Annotated in this window: 13 protein-coding genes; 2 read left to right on the top strand and 11 right to left on the bottom strand. The window is 66.5% G+C overall.

The window, feature by feature from the left end; all coding sequences use genetic code 11:
• Window positions 1–122: 122 nt before the first annotated feature.
• From BMX78_RS10675 to BMX78_RS10645, 7 genes are all read right to left on the bottom strand, one after another.
• The gene (locus tag BMX78_RS10675; RefSeq protein ID WP_091419260.1) at window positions 123–341 is read right to left on the bottom strand and encodes a hypothetical protein; all 219 of its coding nucleotides are present in this window, start codon (window positions 339–341) and stop codon (window positions 123–125) included.
• A gap of 198 nt (window positions 342–539) precedes the next feature.
• On the bottom strand, window positions 540–2,012 hold the full coding sequence (locus BMX78_RS10670) for an HNH endonuclease signature motif containing protein (protein WP_091419258.1): 1,473 nt from the start codon (window positions 2,010–2,012) through the stop codon (window positions 540–542).
• Between the two features lie 108 nt (window positions 2,013–2,120).
• Window positions 2,121–4,628: a GcvT family protein gene (locus BMX78_RS10665; RefSeq protein WP_091419256.1), complete on the bottom strand. Its 2,508-nt coding sequence runs from the start codon at window positions 4,626–4,628 to the stop codon at window positions 2,121–2,123.
• A 39-nt stretch (window positions 4,629–4,667) separates the two neighbouring features.
• Window positions 4,668–5,597 carry a formyltetrahydrofolate deformylase gene (gene purU / locus BMX78_RS10660; protein WP_091419254.1) on the bottom strand — a complete coding sequence of 310 codons (930 nt, stop codon included), beginning with the start codon at window positions 5,595–5,597 and terminating at the stop codon, window positions 4,668–4,670.
• Window positions 5,598–5,606: 9 nt separating this feature from the next.
• Complete coding sequence (locus BMX78_RS10655) at window positions 5,607–7,523, bottom strand: BCCT family transporter (protein ID WP_091419253.1); 1,917 nt, start codon at window positions 7,521–7,523, stop codon at window positions 5,607–5,609.
• A 256-nt stretch (window positions 7,524–7,779) separates the two neighbouring features.
• Window positions 7,780–9,195, bottom strand: coding sequence for a ferredoxin reductase (locus BMX78_RS10650; protein ID WP_091419251.1), 1,416 nt, complete (start codon window positions 9,193–9,195; stop codon window positions 7,780–7,782).
• Entirely contained in the window at window positions 9,192–10,496 is a 1,305-nt protein-coding gene (locus tag BMX78_RS10645; RefSeq protein WP_091419250.1) for an aromatic ring-hydroxylating oxygenase subunit alpha, read from the bottom strand. Before BMX78_RS10645 ends, BMX78_RS10650 begins: the two co-directional genes overlap by 4 nt.
• A 159-nt stretch (window positions 10,497–10,655) precedes the next feature.
• On the opposite strand from BMX78_RS10645, the gene BMX78_RS10640 reads away from it, so the two are divergent.
• Window positions 10,656–11,588 carry a LysR family transcriptional regulator gene (locus BMX78_RS10640; RefSeq protein ID WP_091419248.1) on the top strand — a complete coding sequence of 311 codons (933 nt, stop codon included), beginning with the start codon at window positions 10,656–10,658 and terminating at the stop codon, window positions 11,586–11,588.
• Window positions 11,589–11,616: 28 nt separating this feature from the next.
• Here the strand turns inward: BMX78_RS10640 and BMX78_RS10635 are convergent, their stop codons facing one another.
• Genes BMX78_RS10635 through BMX78_RS10620 form a run of 4 tightly spaced genes read right to left on the bottom strand, consistent with a single transcriptional unit; the run spans window position 11,617 to window position 17,358 of the window.
• Complete coding sequence (locus BMX78_RS10635) at window positions 11,617–13,395, bottom strand: ATP-binding protein (protein ID WP_091419246.1); 1,779 nt, start codon at window positions 13,393–13,395, stop codon at window positions 11,617–11,619.
• A gap of 7 nt (window positions 13,396–13,402) precedes the next feature.
• Entirely contained in the window at window positions 13,403–15,178 is a 1,776-nt protein-coding gene (locus tag BMX78_RS10630) for a 5-oxoprolinase subunit B/C family protein (RefSeq protein WP_091419245.1), read from the bottom strand.
• Between the two features lie 18 nt (window positions 15,179–15,196).
• The gene (locus BMX78_RS10625; RefSeq protein WP_091419243.1) at window positions 15,197–16,549 is read right to left on the bottom strand and encodes an MFS transporter; all 1,353 of its coding nucleotides are present in this window, start codon (window positions 16,547–16,549) and stop codon (window positions 15,197–15,199) included.
• A 50-nt stretch (window positions 16,550–16,599) separates the two neighbouring features.
• On the bottom strand, window positions 16,600–17,358 hold the full coding sequence (locus BMX78_RS10620) for a LamB/YcsF family protein (RefSeq protein WP_091419242.1): 759 nt from the start codon (window positions 17,356–17,358) through the stop codon (window positions 16,600–16,602).
• 107 nt (window positions 17,359–17,465) lie between these two features.
• On the opposite strand from BMX78_RS10620, the gene BMX78_RS10615 reads away from it, so the two are divergent.
• Window positions 17,466–18,155 carry a GntR family transcriptional regulator gene (locus BMX78_RS10615; RefSeq protein WP_091419240.1) on the top strand — a complete coding sequence of 230 codons (690 nt, stop codon included), beginning with the start codon at window positions 17,466–17,468 and terminating at the stop codon, window positions 18,153–18,155.
• Window position 18,156 lies beyond the last annotated feature (1 nt).

The following is an 18,156-nucleotide window of genomic DNA, read 5'->3' as shown; positions in this document are numbered from 1 at the left end:
TACTGCAACTGGCCTCGAGGGTTTTCCCACAAGCCAGAAGTACGACGGCGACGTCCGGCAAGTGCCGGACGTCGCCGTCGCTGTTCTATCACCGGGGTGGGCGGCTTTATCCAGGGGTCGGGCTAGACGGGGTTGTTGCCGTCGGGCTGCTCGTCGGGATCCAGATCGTCGCCGTAGCCGCTCGCCGAGGCAAGCCCGGCTACCTGCTGCCCTGCGTTGGTCTGTCCGGGCGTGAAACCCTTGTCCGGTGTGTCTTGGGAGTCTGCCCCGGCCTCCGGCGCGACGTCCTGCCGCAGGTGCTCATCTGAGGGAATGTTCTTGGAAACCTCGTCATCTGCCATGCCAGCAGCCAAGCACCAGCCGCCAGCGAGGGCAAGAGGAAGTTGCGGAGGAAGACAGAGGGGTAGGTGATGATGACTGGCCCGGTGGCCGAGCCTGCAGTTCACAGGCACCCGCTGGCTGAGCCAGGGCCCACGGCGGCCGGGCTTGGCCGAGCTTGCGAGGGCAGGAGCGGCTGGGGAACGAAACCCAGCAACGAGTCAGGCGGGAGGGGCGTGCAGGAACCACTCGAGTGCTTCTTCGCCTGGGGAGAGCCCAAGGTAGATAAAGTCCGGCGGATCGCCAGTGGCGGACTGTAGTTGGGACGGCCAGTGTGGTGGTTCCCTGTCGTGGTGTTCGGCTTTGTAATGGCGGCCGGTGGGTGAGGTCCAGCCGGGTGGCCCGGTTTTGGTGGCCGGGGTGGGCGTCCAGCCGGTGGCGTGTTTGAGGCGGTGGTGTTTCGGGCAGAGTTGGGCCAGGTTGCTGATCCCGGTGTTGCCGCCATCCTTCCACGCTTGAAGGTGGTCTGCCTCGTTGTCCAGGGAGGGGTTGTTGCAGCCGGGGAAAGTACATCTTCCGTCCCGGAGTCGCAGGGCTTTTTTCATGGCTTTGGTGAGCCGGTAGCTGGTGCGGCCGATCTCCAGCGGCGCCCCGTCCCGCGGATCAACGAGCACGCGGTAGAACGAACCGGCGCCTTCGGCAACTAGCCGCCGGGCCATTGACGGCGGGATGGGGCCGTAGCCGTCCAGTATGGCGGGCTCATCGGTCAGGCCCTCGAGGGAGAATACCGGCACGGTGACCAGCACCTGCGCCTGGATCCGCGATGACAGGCCAGCCGCCGTACCGGAGTCGTCACTGCCTGCACCGGCAGACCCGGCGTTGTTGCCGCTGCCAAGGATCGCATCGGCGAACTTGTCGGCCTTCAACTGGGTGAGGGTGCGGGACTCGTCGGGGCCTTGCATTCCGCGGGCGAGGGCGGTGAGCCGGTTCCAGCCCGCCATCGCCCGGTCCGCGGGCAGGCAGGCGGACAGCCACGCCATCCCGTCCCGATCCGGCCGGTATTCCACCCGCCGGTCGGCCACACCCTTGGCGTGGCGTTTTTCGATGGATTCGGGGTGGTGGCGTTCGCGCCAGTTCCTGGCCTTGCCACGGAACCGGTACGCGGGCAGCTCACCGATCGGGGCGGCCGTGGCCGGCCTGGGCAGGTCGGGGTCCAGGAAGTGTGCCTCGAGTGCGGCGGCGCCGGCGGGGTCAAGGCCGGCGGTTTCCTCCACCATGACCAGGGCGTGCGGCCAGGTGATCGTCCCGGCCTGCAACGCCGAGAAGGCCAGCGGCAACTCCTTGGTCACGGTGTGGGAGGCGGCCAGGAACGCGCCGGCTGCGCGGGGACCGACGGCCAGGAGGGCGCCGATTTCCGCGGCGACAGCCATTTCCATTCCCGGCACCGGTGTGGCCGGCCCCGCAATGGCCTGGGCAGTGTCCGCGTACGTCACGGCAGCGCGGGCCTTCAAAGCGGCGAACCCGGCCTCCACCACCCGCGCCCCGGCCAGGATATCCAGGCACCCATCCGCTAAACCGGCCAGCGGATCGGCATCCGCGAACGGCTCCGACCCACACCCAGACGCCTCCGCGTTGAGCAGGGCAAGGGCGGCCCTGATCTCCTCAAACGCCTTCACCACCGCTGCTTTCCCCATGCATCAATCATCGCAAGGGGGTGTGACAATTCGGCGGCGGGAAGGGGAAAGCGGGGGCCCCGGTTTGGCGACCCCCGCTCTCCGGGTGGATTTGTTACCGACCCACGGTTAGCCGCGGAGGCGCTCCATACCCGGGTCGAAGAGGGGTTCAGGCGTGACGGTGGCCGCCACACGGCGCCCGAAGTACTCGATCTCCACGGCGTCGCCTTCGGACACAGAGGAGGGAAGCCAGGCGTAGGCGATCGGCTTGCGCACCGTGTAGCCGTACGCCGCGCTGGTGACGTACCCGGCGGCTTCGCCGTTCACGTACACCGGTTCCTTGCCCAGCACGATGGACGTGCCGTCGTCGACCGTCAGGCAGCGCAGCGTCTTGGCGGCGGGCTGTTCCCGAAGGGCAACCAGGGCTTCCGCCCCCACGAACCCGGTCTTGTCCTTGGCGACAGAGAAGCCCAGGCCGGACTGGTACGGGTGGTGCTCGGACGTCATGTCCGTGCCCCACAGCCGGTAGCCCTTCTCGAGGCGCATGCTGTTGAAGGCGCCGCGGCCGGCGGCGATGATGCCGTGCTCCCGGCCCGCCTCGAACAGCAGGTCCCAGAGCTTCAGGCCGTACTCGGCGGTGGTGTAGAGCTCCCAGCCGAGTTCACCCACGTAGGACAGCCGCATGGCGGTGACGGGGATGCCGCCCACGGAGATTTCCTTGGTCCGGAAGTATTTCAGGCCGTCGTTGGTCAGGTCGTCGGAGCTGACCTTGCCGATCACTTCGCGGGCCAGCGGCCCCCACAGCCCGATGCAGCAAGTGCTGCCGGTGATGTCGGAAACATGCACCCACTGGGCGGGATCGGCGGCGGACTGCTTCCGCGCCTCCACCCGCAGGTAATCGAAGTCCACGTTGCTGTTGACGCCCAGCTGGAAGTCTTCCTCCGCCAGCCGGGCGACGGTCACGTCACTGCGGATGCCGCCGTCGTGCTCCAGCAGCAGGCAGTAGGTCACGGCACCCGGCTTCTTGGCAATGTTGCCCGTGCTGAGCCGGTGCAGCAGCGCCTGCGCGCCCGGGCCCACCACGGACAGCCGCTTCAGCGGCGTCATGTCGAAAAGTCCGACGGCGGTACGCGTCTTCCACGCCTCGGCCGCCGAGATGGGGGACGAGTACAGGGCGGACCAATCGTCCCGCTCCGGCGTCTGCCAGTCCTCCGGCAGCTCCTCGAGCAGGCCGCGGTTGGCCTCGAACCAGTGCGGCCGCTCCCAGCCGGCGGACTCCAGGAAGAACGCCCCCAGCTCCTTCTGCCGCACGTTGAAGGGGCTGACGCGCAGGTCCCGCGGGGACTCCCTGGGCTGCAGGGGGTGCATGACGTCGTAGATTTCCACGAAGTTCTGCTGGGACGTCTCGCTGACGTACGCGTCGGAGGTCTGCACCTTTTCGAAGCGGGTCAGCTCGCAGCCGTGCAGGTCCGTGCGGGACCGGCCTTCCACCAGCAGCTCCGCCATTGCCTTGGCCACGCCGGCCGAGTGCGTGACCCAGACGGCTTCGGCCACGAACAGGCCTTGGAGCTCGGGCGCCTCGCCCATGAGCGGGCCGCCGTCGGGGGTGAAGGAGAAGATGCCGTTGAAGCCGTCCTCGATCGCGGAGCTGCGCAGCGCCGGCAGCAGGTCCTGGCTGTCCTCCCACGCGGGCAGGAAGTCTTCCAGGGTGAACTCCAGGCGGGAGGGCATCTTGTGGTCCGACATGTCCTCTGCGGACACCTTGGGCAGGGCGGACATGTCCACCGGCATGGGACGGTGGGCGTAGCTGCCGATGCCGATGCGGTTGCCCCACTCGCGGTAGTACAGGTCCTTGTCCTGGTAGCGCAGGATCGGCTTGGTGGCACCCTTGGGAAGCTCGTTGACGCCCTCAAGTTCGGGCAGCGGGGTGCTGACCACGTACTGGTGGGCCAGCGGCAGCAGCGGTACTTCCAGGCCCACCATCTTGCCGAGCTCACGGCCCCAGAAGCCTGCACAGGACACCACGATGTCTGCCGGGATCAAACCCTCGGACGTTTCCACGCCCGTCACCTTGCCGCCCTCCTGGGCGATCCCGGTGACGGTGGTGTTGCCCTGGTACGTCACGCCGGCCCCGCTGGAGCGCTCGATCAGCAGCTGCACCGCACGGGCGGCCAGGGCCAGGCCGTCGGTCGGGATGAGCAGGCCGCCCAGTACTTCGCGGCCGCCGGTGAGCTTGCCGGTGTTCAGGAGGGGGTAGATCTTTTCGCATTCGTCAGCGTCGACGATCCGGCTTTCGACTCCCCAGGAGGTCATCACGCCCATCTTGCGGTGGAGATCGGCCAGCCGTTCGGGGGTGGTGGCCAGTTCCAGGCCGCCTACCTGGTTGAAGCAGGACTCCCCGTCCTTGCTCAAGGCGAGGAACTTGTTGACCGTGTAGGTGGCGAATTCGGTCATGGTGCGTGACTGGTTGTTCTGGAACACCAGGCCCGGCGCGTGCGACGTGGAGCCGCCGGCAAGTTCCAGCGGGCCCTGTTCCACCACCGTGATGTTGGTCCAGCCGCGGGTGGCGAGTTCGTCGGCAAGGTTGGTTCCGACAATGCCGGCGCCGATAATGACAACGCGTGGTGATGCGCTCATGGGTGTTGTTTCTCCTGTTTTGCGTGGCGGGCGTTGGCGTTAGCGGAAGACGACAGTGCGGGTTTTGTTGAGCAGGACCCGGTGCTGGCAGTGCCACTTGACTGCGCGGGACAGGGCCTGGGACTCTGCATCCCGGCCCACTGTCACGAGGGCGTTCGGGTCCAGGCTATGGTCCACCCGGTACACTTCCTGCTCGATGATCGGGCCCTCGTCCAGGTCTGCGGTGACGTAGTGCGCGGTGGCTCCGATGAGCTTCACACCGCGGTCGTAGGCCTGGTGGTAGGGCTTGGCACCCTTGAACCCGGGCAGGAAGGAATGGTGGATGTTGATGGCCCGGCCGCGGAGGCTGGCGCACAGGTCGTTGGACAGGACCTGCATGTAGCGGGCCAGGACCACCAGGTCCGCGTTGTACTCGGCCACCAGTTCCAGCAGGCGGGCTTCGGCTTCGGGCTTGGTAGCGGCCGTCACCGGGACGTGGATGAACGGCAGTCCGGCGGCTTCCGCCATGGGGCGCAGGTCCTCGTGGTTGGAAACCACGACGGCGATCTCCGCACCCAGGCTGCCGGCGCGCCAGCGGAAAATAAGGTCGTTGAGGCAGTGGCCGAACTTCGAAACCATCACGAGCAGCCGCTGCGGGCGGCCGTCGTGGATGGAGAATTCCATGTCGAACTCATCGGCGATGGCGGCGAACTCTGTGCTGAGGCCTTCCGCGGAAACTTCCTTGTCTCCCGGAGTGAAGGCCGTGCGCAGGTAGAGCTTGCCGCTGATGTGGTCATCGAACTGCTGGTGTTCAACAATGTCGAAGCCGCGGTCAGCAAGGAATGCCGTGATGGCCCGGACAATTCCGGGGCGCTCCGGGCACGCAAGGGTAAGTACGTACTGCACGGTGTCGGTGCCGCGGACGCCGGCAACGTCGCCGGCCTCCACCGTCACGTTACCGGTGGGGCGGCCTTCGAGGACTGTGGTCATGGTCTACTCCTAATTCTTTGCTTGGGCTTGGGTGTCAGCGGGGGAAGCCGGGCAGCGGCCGTCGTCCGGGCAACGCTGATCACACTGATGCTTGGTGACGAGGTCGAACTGGGCGCCGCCGTGCTGGTCCACGCCGCTGCGGATGGCGCGCTCCACTACGGAGTCCGCCAGCCGGCGCCGGAGGGAGAGCGGATCGCGGCGCAGGTCCTTGACCAGGGCGAAGCACAGCAGCAGCATGACCAGCACGAAAGGCAGGGCCGCCACGATAGTGATCCGCTGCAGGCCGGAGAGCGCTTCCGAGGGTTCATCGCCGCCGGCCAGCAGCATGACCGCTGCCACGGCGCCGGTGAGGAGCCCCCAGAAGATGACGAGGCCGCGCTTGGGATCGGCGGCGCCGTTGGAGCTCAGGGAGGCCATGATGATCGACGCCGAGTCGGCTCCGGTGATGAAGAAGATGGCCACCAGCACCATGGCCAGGACGATGACGGCCGCGGTCAGCCAGGCGGGCATGGACATGTTCTTCACCAGGTCGAACAGCGCCCCGTCGAAGTCGATGCTCGGGACCCCGTTGGTTGTGGTCACCATGCCCGGCGTTCCCGCCTTGTCCGCTTCCTGCTGGATGTGGAAGGCCGTGCCGCCAAAGATGCCGAACCAGATGACGCTGACGATGCTGGGAACCAGCAGGACGCCGGTGACGAACTGCCGGATGGTGCGGCCCCTGCTGATGCGGGCGATGAACATTCCCACGAAAGGCGTCCAGGAAACCCACCAGGCCCAGTAGAAGATGGTCCAGCCGGACATCCATTTGCGGAGGGCCTCGTCCCCCACTGCTTCGGTGCGGGAGGACATTTCCGCGAGGTCCCTGGCGTAGTCCCCCACGGCGGCAGGGATGAGGTTGAGGATGAACAAGGTAGGCCCGGCAATGAAGACGATGAGCGCCAGGACCACGGCCAGCACCATGTTGATGTTGGACAGCCACTGGATGCCCTTGCTGATGCCGGAAACGGCCGAAGCCACGAAGCACGCTGTCAGGATGGCAACGATGGCCACCAGGACCGGCGTGCCGATTTCCCCGACCCAGCCGTTCGAGGTCAGGCCGCTGCCGATCTGGAGGGCCCCGAGGCCCAGGGATGCGGCGGTGCCGAAGAGCGTTGCGAAGATGGCAAGGATGTTGATGAACTTCCCGGCGGGGCCTTCCACTGCCCGAAGCCCGAAGAGTGAGGTAAAGGCAGCGGAGATCAGCTGCCGGCGGCCCAGGCGGTAGGTGCCGTAGGCCATGGCGATTCCGACGACGGCGTACATGGCCCAGGGATGGAGGGTCCAGTGGAAGATGGAGGTGGCCATAGCTGTCTGGATCGCGGCAGGCGTGCGGCCGTCCACCGTTCCGGGCGGCGGGGAGATGTAGTGGTACAGCGGTTCGGCCACGCCGTAGAACATCAGGCCGATGCCCATGCCGGCGGCAAACATCATGGCGATCCAGGAGACAGTCCGGAACTCGGGCTTTTCGCCGTCCTTGCCCAACGGGATGTTGCCCCATTTGCCGAGCGCAAGCCAGAGGACGAAAACAACAAACAAGGAGGCCAGGACCATAAAGAGCCAGCCAGTGTATTCCATCACCCACCCGAGGGCGGCTGTTGACGTGGCGGCCAGGCTGTCCCGGCCCAGGAAGCCCCAAGCCACAAAGGCCAGGGCGAGGACACCGGTGATGCCGAAGGTGGCCTTGTCGAGGGTGAGCTTACGGTTCCGCCGTTGTGCCACTGCCTGTTCGGCCTTGGTCTGGCGGAGTTCCTGCATGATTTGTTCGGTGTCCTCCGCGTCGTGTGATTCGTGCGCGGAAGGAGAGTTCTCCGGTGCAGGAACCACGTTGGGCTCCTCCAGCTCAAGGGGGGTTTGGGCATCCATACGGATGTCGCTGTTCAAAGCCATGTCAAGTCCTTTGGTTTGAATTCATGGGCTCACGCTGTACACCGGCGTCCCCAAACCGGGCGGAAGATCGGTGTCTTCCTGGCTATTCATTGATGAAGGTCAGTTGTGCTTCCAGCGTGGCGACTGTTCCGTAAAGAACAACACGTCTCGCCATAAGCAACACAGTGGCCCGAATCACAGTCGCATGTCAAGGTATTTCTCAAGTCTTAAGCCCTATTTCAAGGGTTCCGGCTGCGCCTTGACAGCCGGAACCGGGCTAGGCATCGATAACGAGGTCCGTCTGCGCCGTGGAGCAGCAGGGCAGGAACTTGCCCGCAGAGATTTCCCGCGCCCGGATTCCGCCCTGGTGGTTCATCTCGACGTCTCCTGAGAGCTTGACGACCTTGCAGGAGCCGCACATGCCTTCCTTGCAGTTCGCGCCGATCCTGACGCCGGCACGCTGCGCCGCCTCGAGGATGTGTTCGGTAGGGTCGATCCGCACATTGATGCCGGTACGCATAAAGGACATGGTGAGGCTGCCTGTTCCCACCGTGTTGAAGGTGGAGGCGTCAGGGGGTCCGGCTTCCGGCTCGCTGCCCGGGCTGTCGACGGCGGGGTTGGAGCCGGGTGTGTCCGGGTCACTTATTTCCAGCGGCAGCCCTGAGGCCTGCAGCGTCCCGTCCGCGTCATAGCCGGGCTCATAGAGCCCGAACGCTGCGGGCTGGCTTTCGTAGTAGTCCTCGGCGGATTCGGCGATTTCGTCGGCGATTTCCTCCGCGACGTCGGCTGCAAGGGACACTTCCTGCTGGTATTCAAGGAGCGTCTGGCGGTCTCCGGAGAAGAACTCCATGTAGATGGACGTGTCGTCGACGCCGACCTTATTGAGGAGCCCGGTGGCGGTGTTCAGGTAACCCTCGGGACCGCATGCGTACACCTGGCGGCCATTGGCATCGGGGGCCACCTCCTCGAGCATGGCCGCCGTGAGCCTTCCCCTGAGCCCTTCCCACCCCTCCGGTACGCTGCGGTCGCCCAGCGAGTAGTGGACCTTGAAGCGGGAGTCCACGGAGGCGATGTAGGCCAGTTCCCGGTGGAAGGCAAAGCCGCCGGCATCCGAGCCGTGGTAGAGGACCACAACATCGGCGTGTCCGGGCAGGGAGTGGATGGTCCGCACCATGGACATGATGGGAGTGATGCCCGCGCCGGCAGCAAGCAGGAGATACCGTGCCCGCCGGTCGGCGTCGGGCAGGTGGAATGCTCCCACGGGCCCCAGCATCTCAAGGACGGTGCCGGGTTTGACGTTCTCGTGCACCCAGGGCGAGACCAATCCCGTGGGGTCGCACTTGACGGTAATGCTGAAGGTCCAGGGCTCGGTGGGCGAACTGGACAGCGAGTAGCTGCGGTCCACGGGTTCCTGGTCCTCGCCATTGACGGGAAATGCGACGTTCACGTACTGGCCGGCACGGAACGCCAGGGGCGCACCGTCGCAGCGGCGGAACACGAAGGTCATCATGGCGCCGGCCTCGGGAACGGTCTCGACGCATTCGGCCATGAACTCCTGCGGGTGCCATGGGCCCAGCGCCCGGGCTGCCCGGGCGGGCGTCTCCGGGCTTCCCATCACCCTGTTCCACGGCATCTCAAGACCGCGGATACGCTGTGGCTCCTGGGTTGCCGTTTCAGTGAGGAGTTCAATCATGCCAAGTGCTCCTGCACGCGCTGCACGTACCAGTTAATGAACGCCTCGACCTGGTATTCGCTCTTCATGTAGGGACCGGGCTCATAGGCGGGACTGCCGGCACCCTGCTGGCACAGCTCCACGAACGCCTTGTCCTGCAGGTTCGTTTGCTTCCAGGTGTAGGTAAGCTTCTCCAGGTCGTAGTCCACGCCTTCCACGGCGTCGTCAGCCACCAGCCAGGTGGTGCGTACGAGGCTCTGGTGTTCGTTGATCGGGAAAACCCCGAACGTGATGACGTGGTCGCCGAGGAAATGGAACCAGCTATTGGGCTGCAGGTGCATCGAGCAGCGGCCAAGGCGGAAGTCGGGCAGGTCACCCAGCAGCTTCTTGGAAAGCCTCCGCCCGTCCGCGGAAAACGATTCACCCTCTCCATCGAGTGATTCCCGTGAGATACGGATTCCCGCGATCCGCGTATCAAGTTCCTCGACCACCTCGTAGGGAAGGCCGTAGCGGCGGCAGCGCTCCTCCAGGGAGGACTGGGCATCCTTGTTCCGGTTCCACACTTCCTCAAGGTGGGGCGGGATCAGGCCCTCGGTCAGGCCCCAGGTGGGGAAGAGGGAGCAGGCCAGCTCAGGGTGGCCGTCGCAGTGGTAGCACTCACGGTTGTTCTCCATGACGAGCTTCCAGTTGCCCTCTTCGATGATGTTCTGCTGGTAGGCAATTTTTGTCTTGGAAAGATCGTGGGGCGCCAGGTAGGGCTCAAAAATTTTCGCGGTCTCGTCGAAGTCCGTCGGCGGCTCATCGGCAATGCAGACGAAGATGAGTCCGGCGACCTCGCGGCCGTGGGCGCGCTTGAGGCCGAAGCAGCTCTTGTCGAACTTCGTTTCCCCCGGTGCGGAGGCATGGATCAGATTGCCCTCCGGTGAGTAGGTCCAGGAGTGGTAGCCGCAGACCAGGTTTCCGGTTGACCCGGCAGGTTCGGTGAGGACGCGGGCGCCGCGGTGGCGGCATACGTTGTGCAGGACGTTAACGGCGCCGTCGTCGTTGCGCAGCACAATCAGGGAATAGGGACCGTAGTCGACGGTGACGTAGTCGCCCGGCTCCGGCAGTTCGGCGGTGCTGGCGGCAAAGATCCAGTGCTGGCCGAAAATGGCCTCCATGTCGATGTTGAAGATCGAGCGATCGGTGTAGAAGGGGGCATCGAGGGAGTAGCCGGTGCGCCGGAACTCAAACAGCGCGGCAATTTCCGCCAGCTGCTCGGCAGGCAAGGATGCAGCGAGTTTTCCGCGTGAATTGAGGGGGACGTTCACTGAAGCAGTCATGGGTTTCCTCCCGGGAGGCATGGAGTAGTGGGTGTTGCGTTGGCCATGCGTGCGCGGGGTGCTACCGGCATGGTCGAAGTAGTTGTAATGATGAGATTAGGGTCACAGCAGCTGCAACAAAAGCGCAAGATTTTGAGGATAACCCTGCACAATGGATGCATGATCGATCCACGGCTCATAACACTTCGGGTGTTTGCCCGATGCGGCACTGTTGGCGCGACCGCGGAGCTGACCGGCTACTCTCCCTCGGCGGTCTCCGCGCAATTGCGGGAGCTCCAGCGGGTGCTGGGAATGCAGCTGCTGACGAAGGACGGCCGGGGTGTGCGGCTCACGGCCACTGGCCGCTTTCTCGTGGAGGGTTCAGACACCCTCATCGCGGAATGGGAGAGCCTGCGCGCCGCGGCCATGGAGGCCGGCGACCAGGTGCAGTCCCGTTTCGGGCTTGGCGGATTCTCCACCGCGGCCGCCCAGTTGCTCGCGCCGCTGGCCGCCACCCTGCGCTCGACACGCCCCCTCCTGGAGGTACAGGTTCTGGAGGCTGATCCGGCCCGCTGCTTCGACCTGTTGGTTGCCGAACGAATCGACCTTGCAGTCATTGTCGCCATGCAGTCCGACACTTACGGTGAGGACGATCCGCGCTTCGAGCAGCGAGTTCTGCTCGACGATCCCCTGGACGTCATCATTCCCGGTGACCATCCGCTGGCATCACGGGAAACAGCAACGCTTGAAGAACTCGCATCGGAACCCTGGATCACGGAGTCCGCCGGTTCCACCTACCATTCCCTCTTCACTGCGGCGTTCACGGCAGTCGGGATGACACCGCGGATTGCCCATGAAGCCGTTGAATGGGAGACCCACATCGCGTTCGTGGGTGCGGGGCTTGGCGTCGGCCTGCTGCCCCGGCTGGCACCTTTGCATGGTGCCGAAAACGTGGTGCGGCTACGCATCACCGGTAAGACCAAACCCACGCGCCGCATTGTCGCCGCGGTGCGCAGGGGCAGCATCGCCTCACCCCTGATCCAGGAGTCGCTCGGCATCCTGCAGGTCAACGCCAATCGGATCCTCACCAGCCGGCTCGACGAGGATCTCTGAGCCGGAGCTGGTGCCGCCGGTACCGCGTTTAACTCCCGATGGTCGCCAGCACAGCCCCTGCAGTGACCACGCCGCCGGCTTCCGCCCGGATGTCCGTCACGGTCCCGCCCCGGTGGGCGGCGACCTGGGTTTCCATCTTCATGGCTTCAAGGACGACGACGGGGTCCCCCGCCGCCACGTGGGCGCCCGGCTGCACGAGCCACTTCACCACGGTCCCGGCCATGTCCGCGCGCAGGTCCCCGGGGTCAACAGCGCCGGAGCCGGCTGCGTGGGCGGGAGCGCCGCCGTCGTGAACTTCCTCCACCGAAGCGCCTCGGGGAAGGCTTCCGCCGGAGCGTGCCCAGCCGTCCAGCAGGTCCGCGGGAAGGCCGACGGCGAGGCGCCGGCCGTCCACGTCAACGGTGATGGTGCGCCGCACGCCGTCCGGAGCGGAGGTGCCGAACTCGGGATCCGCCGCGATGGTGTCCGCGAAGTCCGTCTCGATCCACCGGGTGTGAACGGTGAGCGCCGTCTCTGACGTGAAGTCGGGGGCCTGGACCACGGCGCGGTGGAACGGCAGGACAGTGGCTACGCCGGTAATCTCCATTTCGGCCAGGGCCCGGCGGGCCCGGCGAAGCGCCTGCTGCCGGTCGGCGCCGGTGACGATCAGCTTGGCCAGCAGGGAATCGAACTGCGGCGCCACGATAGAACCGGCGCGCGCCCCCGAGTCAAGGCGCACTCCCGGACCTGTGGGGCCGCTAAAGGTGGCGATGGTTCCGGGCGAGGGCAGGAAACCCCGGCCCACGTCCTCGGCATTGAGCCGGAATTCAAAAGAGTGCCCGCGCGGCGTGGGATCGGAGGCGAACCGCAGGGGTTCGCCGGCGGCAATCCGGAGCTGTTCCTGGACCAGGTCCACGCCGGTGGTCTCCTCCGTAATGGGGTGCTCCACCTGGAGGCGTGTGTTCACCTCCAGGAACGCGACGGTCCCGTCCGCGGCCACCAGGAACTCCACCGTTCCGGCACCGGAGTAGGCGGCTTCCCGGCACACGGCCTTGGCGGCGTCGTAAATCTGCCTGGTCTGCTGCCCGGTGAGGAACGGTGCCGGTGCCTCTTCCACCAGTTTCTGGTGCCGACGCTGCAGGGAGCAATCACGCGTTCCCACCACCACCACGTTGCCGTGCATGTCCGCCAGGACCTGCGCCTCCACGTGCCGGGGCCGGTCCAGGTACCGTTCCACAAAGCATTCGCCGCGGCCGAAGGCCACTACCGCTTCGCGCACTGCGGAGTCGAAGGCTTCCTCGATCTGGTCCATTTCACGGACCACTTTCAGCCCGCGCCCGCCGCCGCCGAAGGCCGCCTTGATGGCCACCGGAAGGCCGTGCTCTACGGCGAAGGCACGCGCTTCGGCAGCCGTTGCCACCGGCCCGTCGCTGCCCGCCACCAGTGGAGCGCCTGCCCGCACGGCGATCTCCCGGGCCGTGATCTTATTGCCCAGCAGCCGGATGGCTTCCGGTGACGGCCCGATCCACGTCAGGCCCGCATCCAGGACAGCCTGGGCAAAGTCGGCATTCTCGGACAGGAACCCGTAACCCGGGTGCACCGCGTCCGCCCCGGACTCGGCGGCCACGCGCAGCAGCCGGGAAATGTCCAGGTAGGTCTCGGACGGCGCGTTGCCGCCCAGGCTGTAGGCCTCGGAAGCCGCGCCCACATGAAGGGCGTCGGCGTCCACGTCCGCGTACACCGCCACGGACTCCAGGCCGGCGTCCTCACAGGCACGGGCAATGCGGACGGCGATCTCTCCGCGGTTGGCAATCAGGACCTTGCGCATATGCTGCTCACTTCGTCTGGGTAGCGTCGGGGGAAGGATGGGTATTGGCGGGCAGCGGATATCCGGGAGCCCAGCGGAACCTGAGGCGTCCGCCGATGGGGACCTGCGCGGCGACGTCCAGCTGGTGGTCCACCACCACGGCCACCACGGGGTAGCCGCCGGTAATGGGATGGTCAGCCAGGAACAGCACGGGCTGCCCCTCGGGCGGAACCTGGAGGGCTCCGGCCACGGTCCCCTCGCTGGCCAGTTCCCCGTTCCGGCTCCGTTCCAGGGGTTCGCCGTCCAGGCGCATCCCAACCCGGTTGGAGCGGGGAGTCACCGTCCACTCCTGGCCGCAGAGCGAGTCCAGCGCGGCAGCGTCGAACCAGTCGTCCCGCGGTCCCGGCACGATGTCCAGGACGGTCACTCCGGTGTCCGGATAGTCCGGCTGGATTTCAGGATTGCCCACCACGTTGGAGGAGGTGGCCTTCCCCGCCTCGATGAACCCGCCTGGCGCAAGGGGCGCGGGGCCGATGCCGGACATGGTGTCCGTGGAGCGGCTGCCCAGGACGGGTTGGGTGTCCACGCCGCCGCGGACGGCAAGGTAGGTGCGGAATCCGCGCTCCGGTGCCCCGAGGGTCAGGACCTCGCCGTCCAGCAGGGCGAACGCCGTGGCCATGGGCACCGGGCGCACTTCCCCGGAGCGGCCGCCGTCGTCCCCCGCCGTGCTGTCCCCCGCCGCACTGTCCCCGGCAGTGTTGGTGCCGGCCGTGCCACCGCCGGGAACGTCCGACGGCGGCGTAATAGTCAGTGCCACCGGCGCGCCGGTGACGGCGAGCACCTGGTCCCCCACCGCCTGCACGCGCAGCCCGCCGGCCACGGTCTCCACGACGGCGGCCGACGGCTGGTTGCCCACGATCCGGTTGGCGCGCCGCAGCGAGGAACGGTCAAGAGCCCCCGCGGCCGACACTCCCAGCCCGCCGTGGCCGTGACGGCCCAGGTCCTGGATCAGGCTCTGAAGTCCGGGCGACAGGATCCGCAGGCCGGAAGCGGCACCGGCACACTGGGCACCGATATCCTGGGCGCCTGCATTCTGGGCGCCGGCTTCTGCAACGCTTTCAGCAGGGGCGGGCTCCGGAATTTCCACCAGCTCCCGCACGGCCCGGAACTGCACCCGGTCCCCAGGCGCGGCCAAAGCCGGCTGTTCCCGCCCGAGATCCCACATCCGGGCTGCAGTGCGGCCGATCAGCTGCCAGCCGCCGGGTGACTGCCGCGGATACACGGCCGAGTAGTTGCCAGCAAGCGCCACCGATCCCGCCGGGACCACGGTGCGTGGTGAACTCCGGCGCGGGACTTCCAAGGACTGGTCCTCCCCCACCATGTACCCAAAGCCCGGCGCGAAGCCGCCGAAGGCCACGGTCCAGACTTGACCCGTATGGGCGGCCACGACTCCTTCAATCCCGAGCCCGGTCAGCCGTCCCACTTCGGCGAGGTCCTCGCCGTCGTACACGGTCTCGATCTGCACCAGCTTGCCTTCCGACTGCGCCTGGGCCGTCAGGTCCAGCTCCAGCAGCCTGGCTGCGATGCGCCGGGCGGACTGGGGCGAATCGGCCTTGACCAGCACGGTTTCTGCGGCTGCCAGGACATCGACCTGGCCTGGCAACGGGTGCTCCAGAAGCACGGCCTGCAGCGCCAGCACGTCATGGAGCCCTGCCAGTTCGGCCAGCACCGCGGTGGTGCCCACGGGCCTGACAGCGACTACCCGGGCGATGGAGCCGGCGGTGGTGTTCGTGACTGTTTCCATGGAAGACGGCCGCGCCGCTCAGGCGCGGCTCTCCCCTGCCTGGCCGGTGTGGAGCAGGTGGAGGTCTGCCTCCGGCTGCGGGTCGCGGCCCAGGCGCATGCCGATGATCGTGACGATGGCTGTGAGGAGCATGTAACCGGCGATCAGGTACCAGCCGCCTGACGCTGCGCCGTAGAGCGCGGTGAAGATCAGCGGAGCCACGGCGCCGCCCACCACACCGGCAAGGGTGTAGGCCAGGGAACTGCCGGCGTAGCGGAGACGGGCCGGGAACTGCTCGGTGATGAAGGCAGCCTGCGGGCCATACATAAAGGCGTGCAGGGCCAGGCCGATCACCACGCCGATGGTCAGCATCACCACGGACTTGCCGGAGATCATGAGGAAGAACAGTGGAATGTAGGCGGCGGTGGCGGCGGCGGTGATGCCGTACACCCAGCGCCGGTTCACGCGGTCAGTGAGGGCGCCCGCAGCCGGGATCAGGAAGAGCTGGAAGGCTGAGCCGATGAGGATTGCGGCCAGCACATTGCCCGTGGTCATGCCCAGTTCCTTGGTGGCGTAGACGGCGACAAACACGGTGAACAGGGCGTAGAGGACGTCGGGGCACACCCGTGAGAGGGCTGCCGAGACGAGGGCCCGCGGCTCGGTGGTGAAGACTTCCTTGATGGGGGCCTTGGGGCGGTCGCCTTTGGCCTGGATGGCCTTGAAGACCGGGGTCTCCTCAAGCTTGAGGCGGATGATCAGGCCGAAGACCACCAGCAGCGCGGAGGCGAGGAACGCCACACGCCAGCCCCAGGAAAGGAAGGCTTCGGTGCTGAGCGAGGCGGCCAGGATGGCCAGGACGCCGTTGGCCATCAGGTTGCCGGCGGGCGGGCCGATCTGTGCCGCGGAGGACCAGAAGCCGCGCTTGTTGGGGTCGCCGAACTCGCTGGACAGCAGCACCGCGCCGCCCCATTCGCCGCCGACGCCGATGCCTTGGGCCAGGCGCAGGAGCACCAGGATGGTGGGGGCCGCGGCGCCGATCACCGAGTAGTCGGGCAGCGCACCGATGAGGACGGTGGCGACGCCGATCAGCACCAGCGTGAACACCAGGACGTACTTGCGGCCGATTTTGTCGCCCAGGCGGCCGAAGATGACACCGCCGATGGGGCGTGCCAGGTAGCCCACCGCGAAGGCGGAGAAGGAGAGCAGCAGCCCCACGAACTCGTCATTTGAGGGAAAGAAGATCTTGGGGAACACCAGCGCCGAGGCGACGGAGTAGATGGCGAAGTCGTAGTACTCCAGCGATGTGCCGGTGAGGCTGGCGATGTATGCCTTCAGCGCGCCGGCCGGCGGCTTCCTTGCCGCGGTCCTGGCTGCCTTGTTGGTGCCGGTCATGTTTCCTCCGGGGGGATGAGGGGTGGTTCGGGATGGGGATGGTGCGGGGTTTAGAGGAACGAACCGATGCTGACACCGGCATCCTCAAGTGCGGACTTCACGGCGGCGGCCATGGCTACGGCCCCCGGTGAGTCACCATGCACGCAGATGCTTTCTGCGCGGATCTTCAGGGTGGATCCGTCGATGGCCTGGACGGAGCCTTCCGTGGCCATCCTTAATACATGCTCCGCCACTTGGACGGGGTCGTGAAGGACCGCTGCGGGCTGTGAGCGGGACACGAGTGTCCCGTCGGGGTTGTACGCCCGGTCGGCGAAAGCCTCGGTCACCGCTCGCAGGCCCGCTTCTTCCGCAAGCCGCAGGACCTCGGAACCAGGGAGGCCCAGAATGGGCAGGCCCGGGTCAACCGATTTCACGGCATCGACGACGGCCTGGGCCTGGGCAGTGTGACTGACGATGGCGTTGTAGAGGCCGCCGTGCGGCTTCACATACTGGACCCGGGCTCCCTCCGCCGCTGCGAGGGCTTGCAGGGCACCGATCTGGTAGACGACGTCGTCGGCCAGTTCGGTGGGGCTGACATCCAGGAAGCGGCGGCCGAAACCTGCCAGGTCCCGGTAGCCCACATGAGCGCCGATGACGACGCCGGCTGCCGCTGCGTTCCGGCAGGTCCTGCGGATGACGGAGGGATCTCCAGCGTGGAACCCACAGGCGACGTTCGCGCTGGACACCGAACCGAACATCGCTTCGTCATCACCCAGGGTCCAGCGCCCGAAGGATTCGCCCACATCGCTGTTGAGGTCGATGGCTGTCATTTGTGATTCCCGTCTCATTGATGGCTCCCCACTAGGATGCACTAAAAATTCAAATTGTTCAACGATCCTTCGATTCAACGATGTGGCGATCGTGTAAATTCTCGGGTATGACCTCTTCGAGCCCCACCGTCCGGCCGGCTCCCGGCCGTCTCCGGGTCGCAGTACCTTCGGTGGCCGAGCGGGTGGCAGCGGAATTGCGGCGCCAACTTGCAGAGGGAACGCTGCTGCCGGGAACCCGGCTCACCGAATCCACCATCGCCGAGGACCTGGGGGTTTCCCGCAACACTGTCCGGGAGGCCTTCGCCGAACTTGCCAGCGAACGGCTGGTGGTCCGCCTCCCCAACCGCGGCGTCTTCGTGGCCAACCTCGACGCCGGGGACATCCACGACGTCTATACGGTTCGGCGCGCCATCGAGGTCAGCGCGGTCCGCGGCGGAGGCAGCGCCGAGGACATCGCCGCGGTCCGGGCAGCTGTGGAGGAAGGCAAACGCGCCGCGGAAGCCGGCGACGACGAGGCGCTGGGAACCGCAAACCAGCATTTCCACGGTGCCATCGTTGCGATGGCCGGCAGCCCCCGGCTGAACAGCATCATGGGCCAGGTGCTGGCGGAAATGCGCCTGTATTTTCATAAAGCCACCATGGATGCCGATTTTTACCGGCACTACCTGCCGGACAACGAGGCGATCTGCGCGGCCCTCGAGTCCGGGGAGCTGGACCGGGCGGCCAGCCTCCTGCTCGCGTACCTGGACCGGTCGGAGGACAACCTGAGCGATGTACACGGTGCCGGTGCAGGGTAAG

The sequence above is a fragment of the Arthrobacter sp. OV608 genome (assembly GCA_900110595.1).
Lineage (GTDB): Bacteria > Actinomycetota > Actinomycetes > Actinomycetales > Micrococcaceae > Arthrobacter.
Note: the sequence above shows the minus strand (reverse complement) of the source record. Positions and strands in the feature narration are given on the sequence as shown.

Coding starts and splice junctions, on each gene's coding strand:
- BMX78_RS10670 (WP_091419258.1), bottom strand. CDS start 2,012: ATGGGGAAAGCAGCGGTGGTGAAGGCGTTTGAGGAGATCAGGGCCGCC.
- BMX78_RS10665 (WP_091419256.1), bottom strand. CDS start 4,628: ATGAGCGCATCACCACGCGTTGTCATTATCGGCGCCGGCATTGTCGGA.
- purU (WP_091419254.1), bottom strand. CDS start 5,597: ATGACCACAGTCCTCGAAGGCCGCCCCACCGGTAACGTGACGGTGGAG.
- BMX78_RS10675 (WP_091419260.1), bottom strand. CDS start 341: ATGGCAGATGACGAGGTTTCCAAGAACATTCCCTCAGATGAGCACCTG.
- BMX78_RS10650 (WP_091419251.1), bottom strand. CDS start 9,195: ATGATTGAACTCCTCACTGAAACGGCAACCCAGGAGCCACAGCGTATC.
- BMX78_RS10625 (WP_091419243.1), bottom strand. CDS start 16,549: ATGACCGGCACCAACAAGGCAGCCAGGACCGCGGCAAGGAAGCCGCCG.
- BMX78_RS10640 (WP_091419248.1), top strand. CDS start 10,656: ATGATCGATCCACGGCTCATAACACTTCGGGTGTTTGCCCGATGCGGC.
- BMX78_RS10615 (WP_091419240.1), top strand. CDS start 17,466: ATGACCTCTTCGAGCCCCACCGTCCGGCCGGCTCCCGGCCGTCTCCGG.
- BMX78_RS10655 (WP_091419253.1), bottom strand. CDS start 7,523: ATGGCTTTGAACAGCGACATCCGTATGGATGCCCAAACCCCCCTTGAG.
- BMX78_RS10645 (WP_091419250.1), bottom strand. CDS start 10,496: ATGACTGCTTCAGTGAACGTCCCCCTCAATTCACGCGGAAAACTCGCT.
- BMX78_RS10630 (WP_091419245.1), bottom strand. CDS start 15,178: ATGGAAACAGTCACGAACACCACCGCCGGCTCCATCGCCCGGGTAGTC.
- BMX78_RS10635 (WP_091419246.1), bottom strand. CDS start 13,395: ATGCGCAAGGTCCTGATTGCCAACCGCGGAGAGATCGCCGTCCGCATT.
- BMX78_RS10620 (WP_091419242.1), bottom strand. CDS start 17,358: ATGACAGCCATCGACCTCAACAGCGATGTGGGCGAATCCTTCGGGCGC.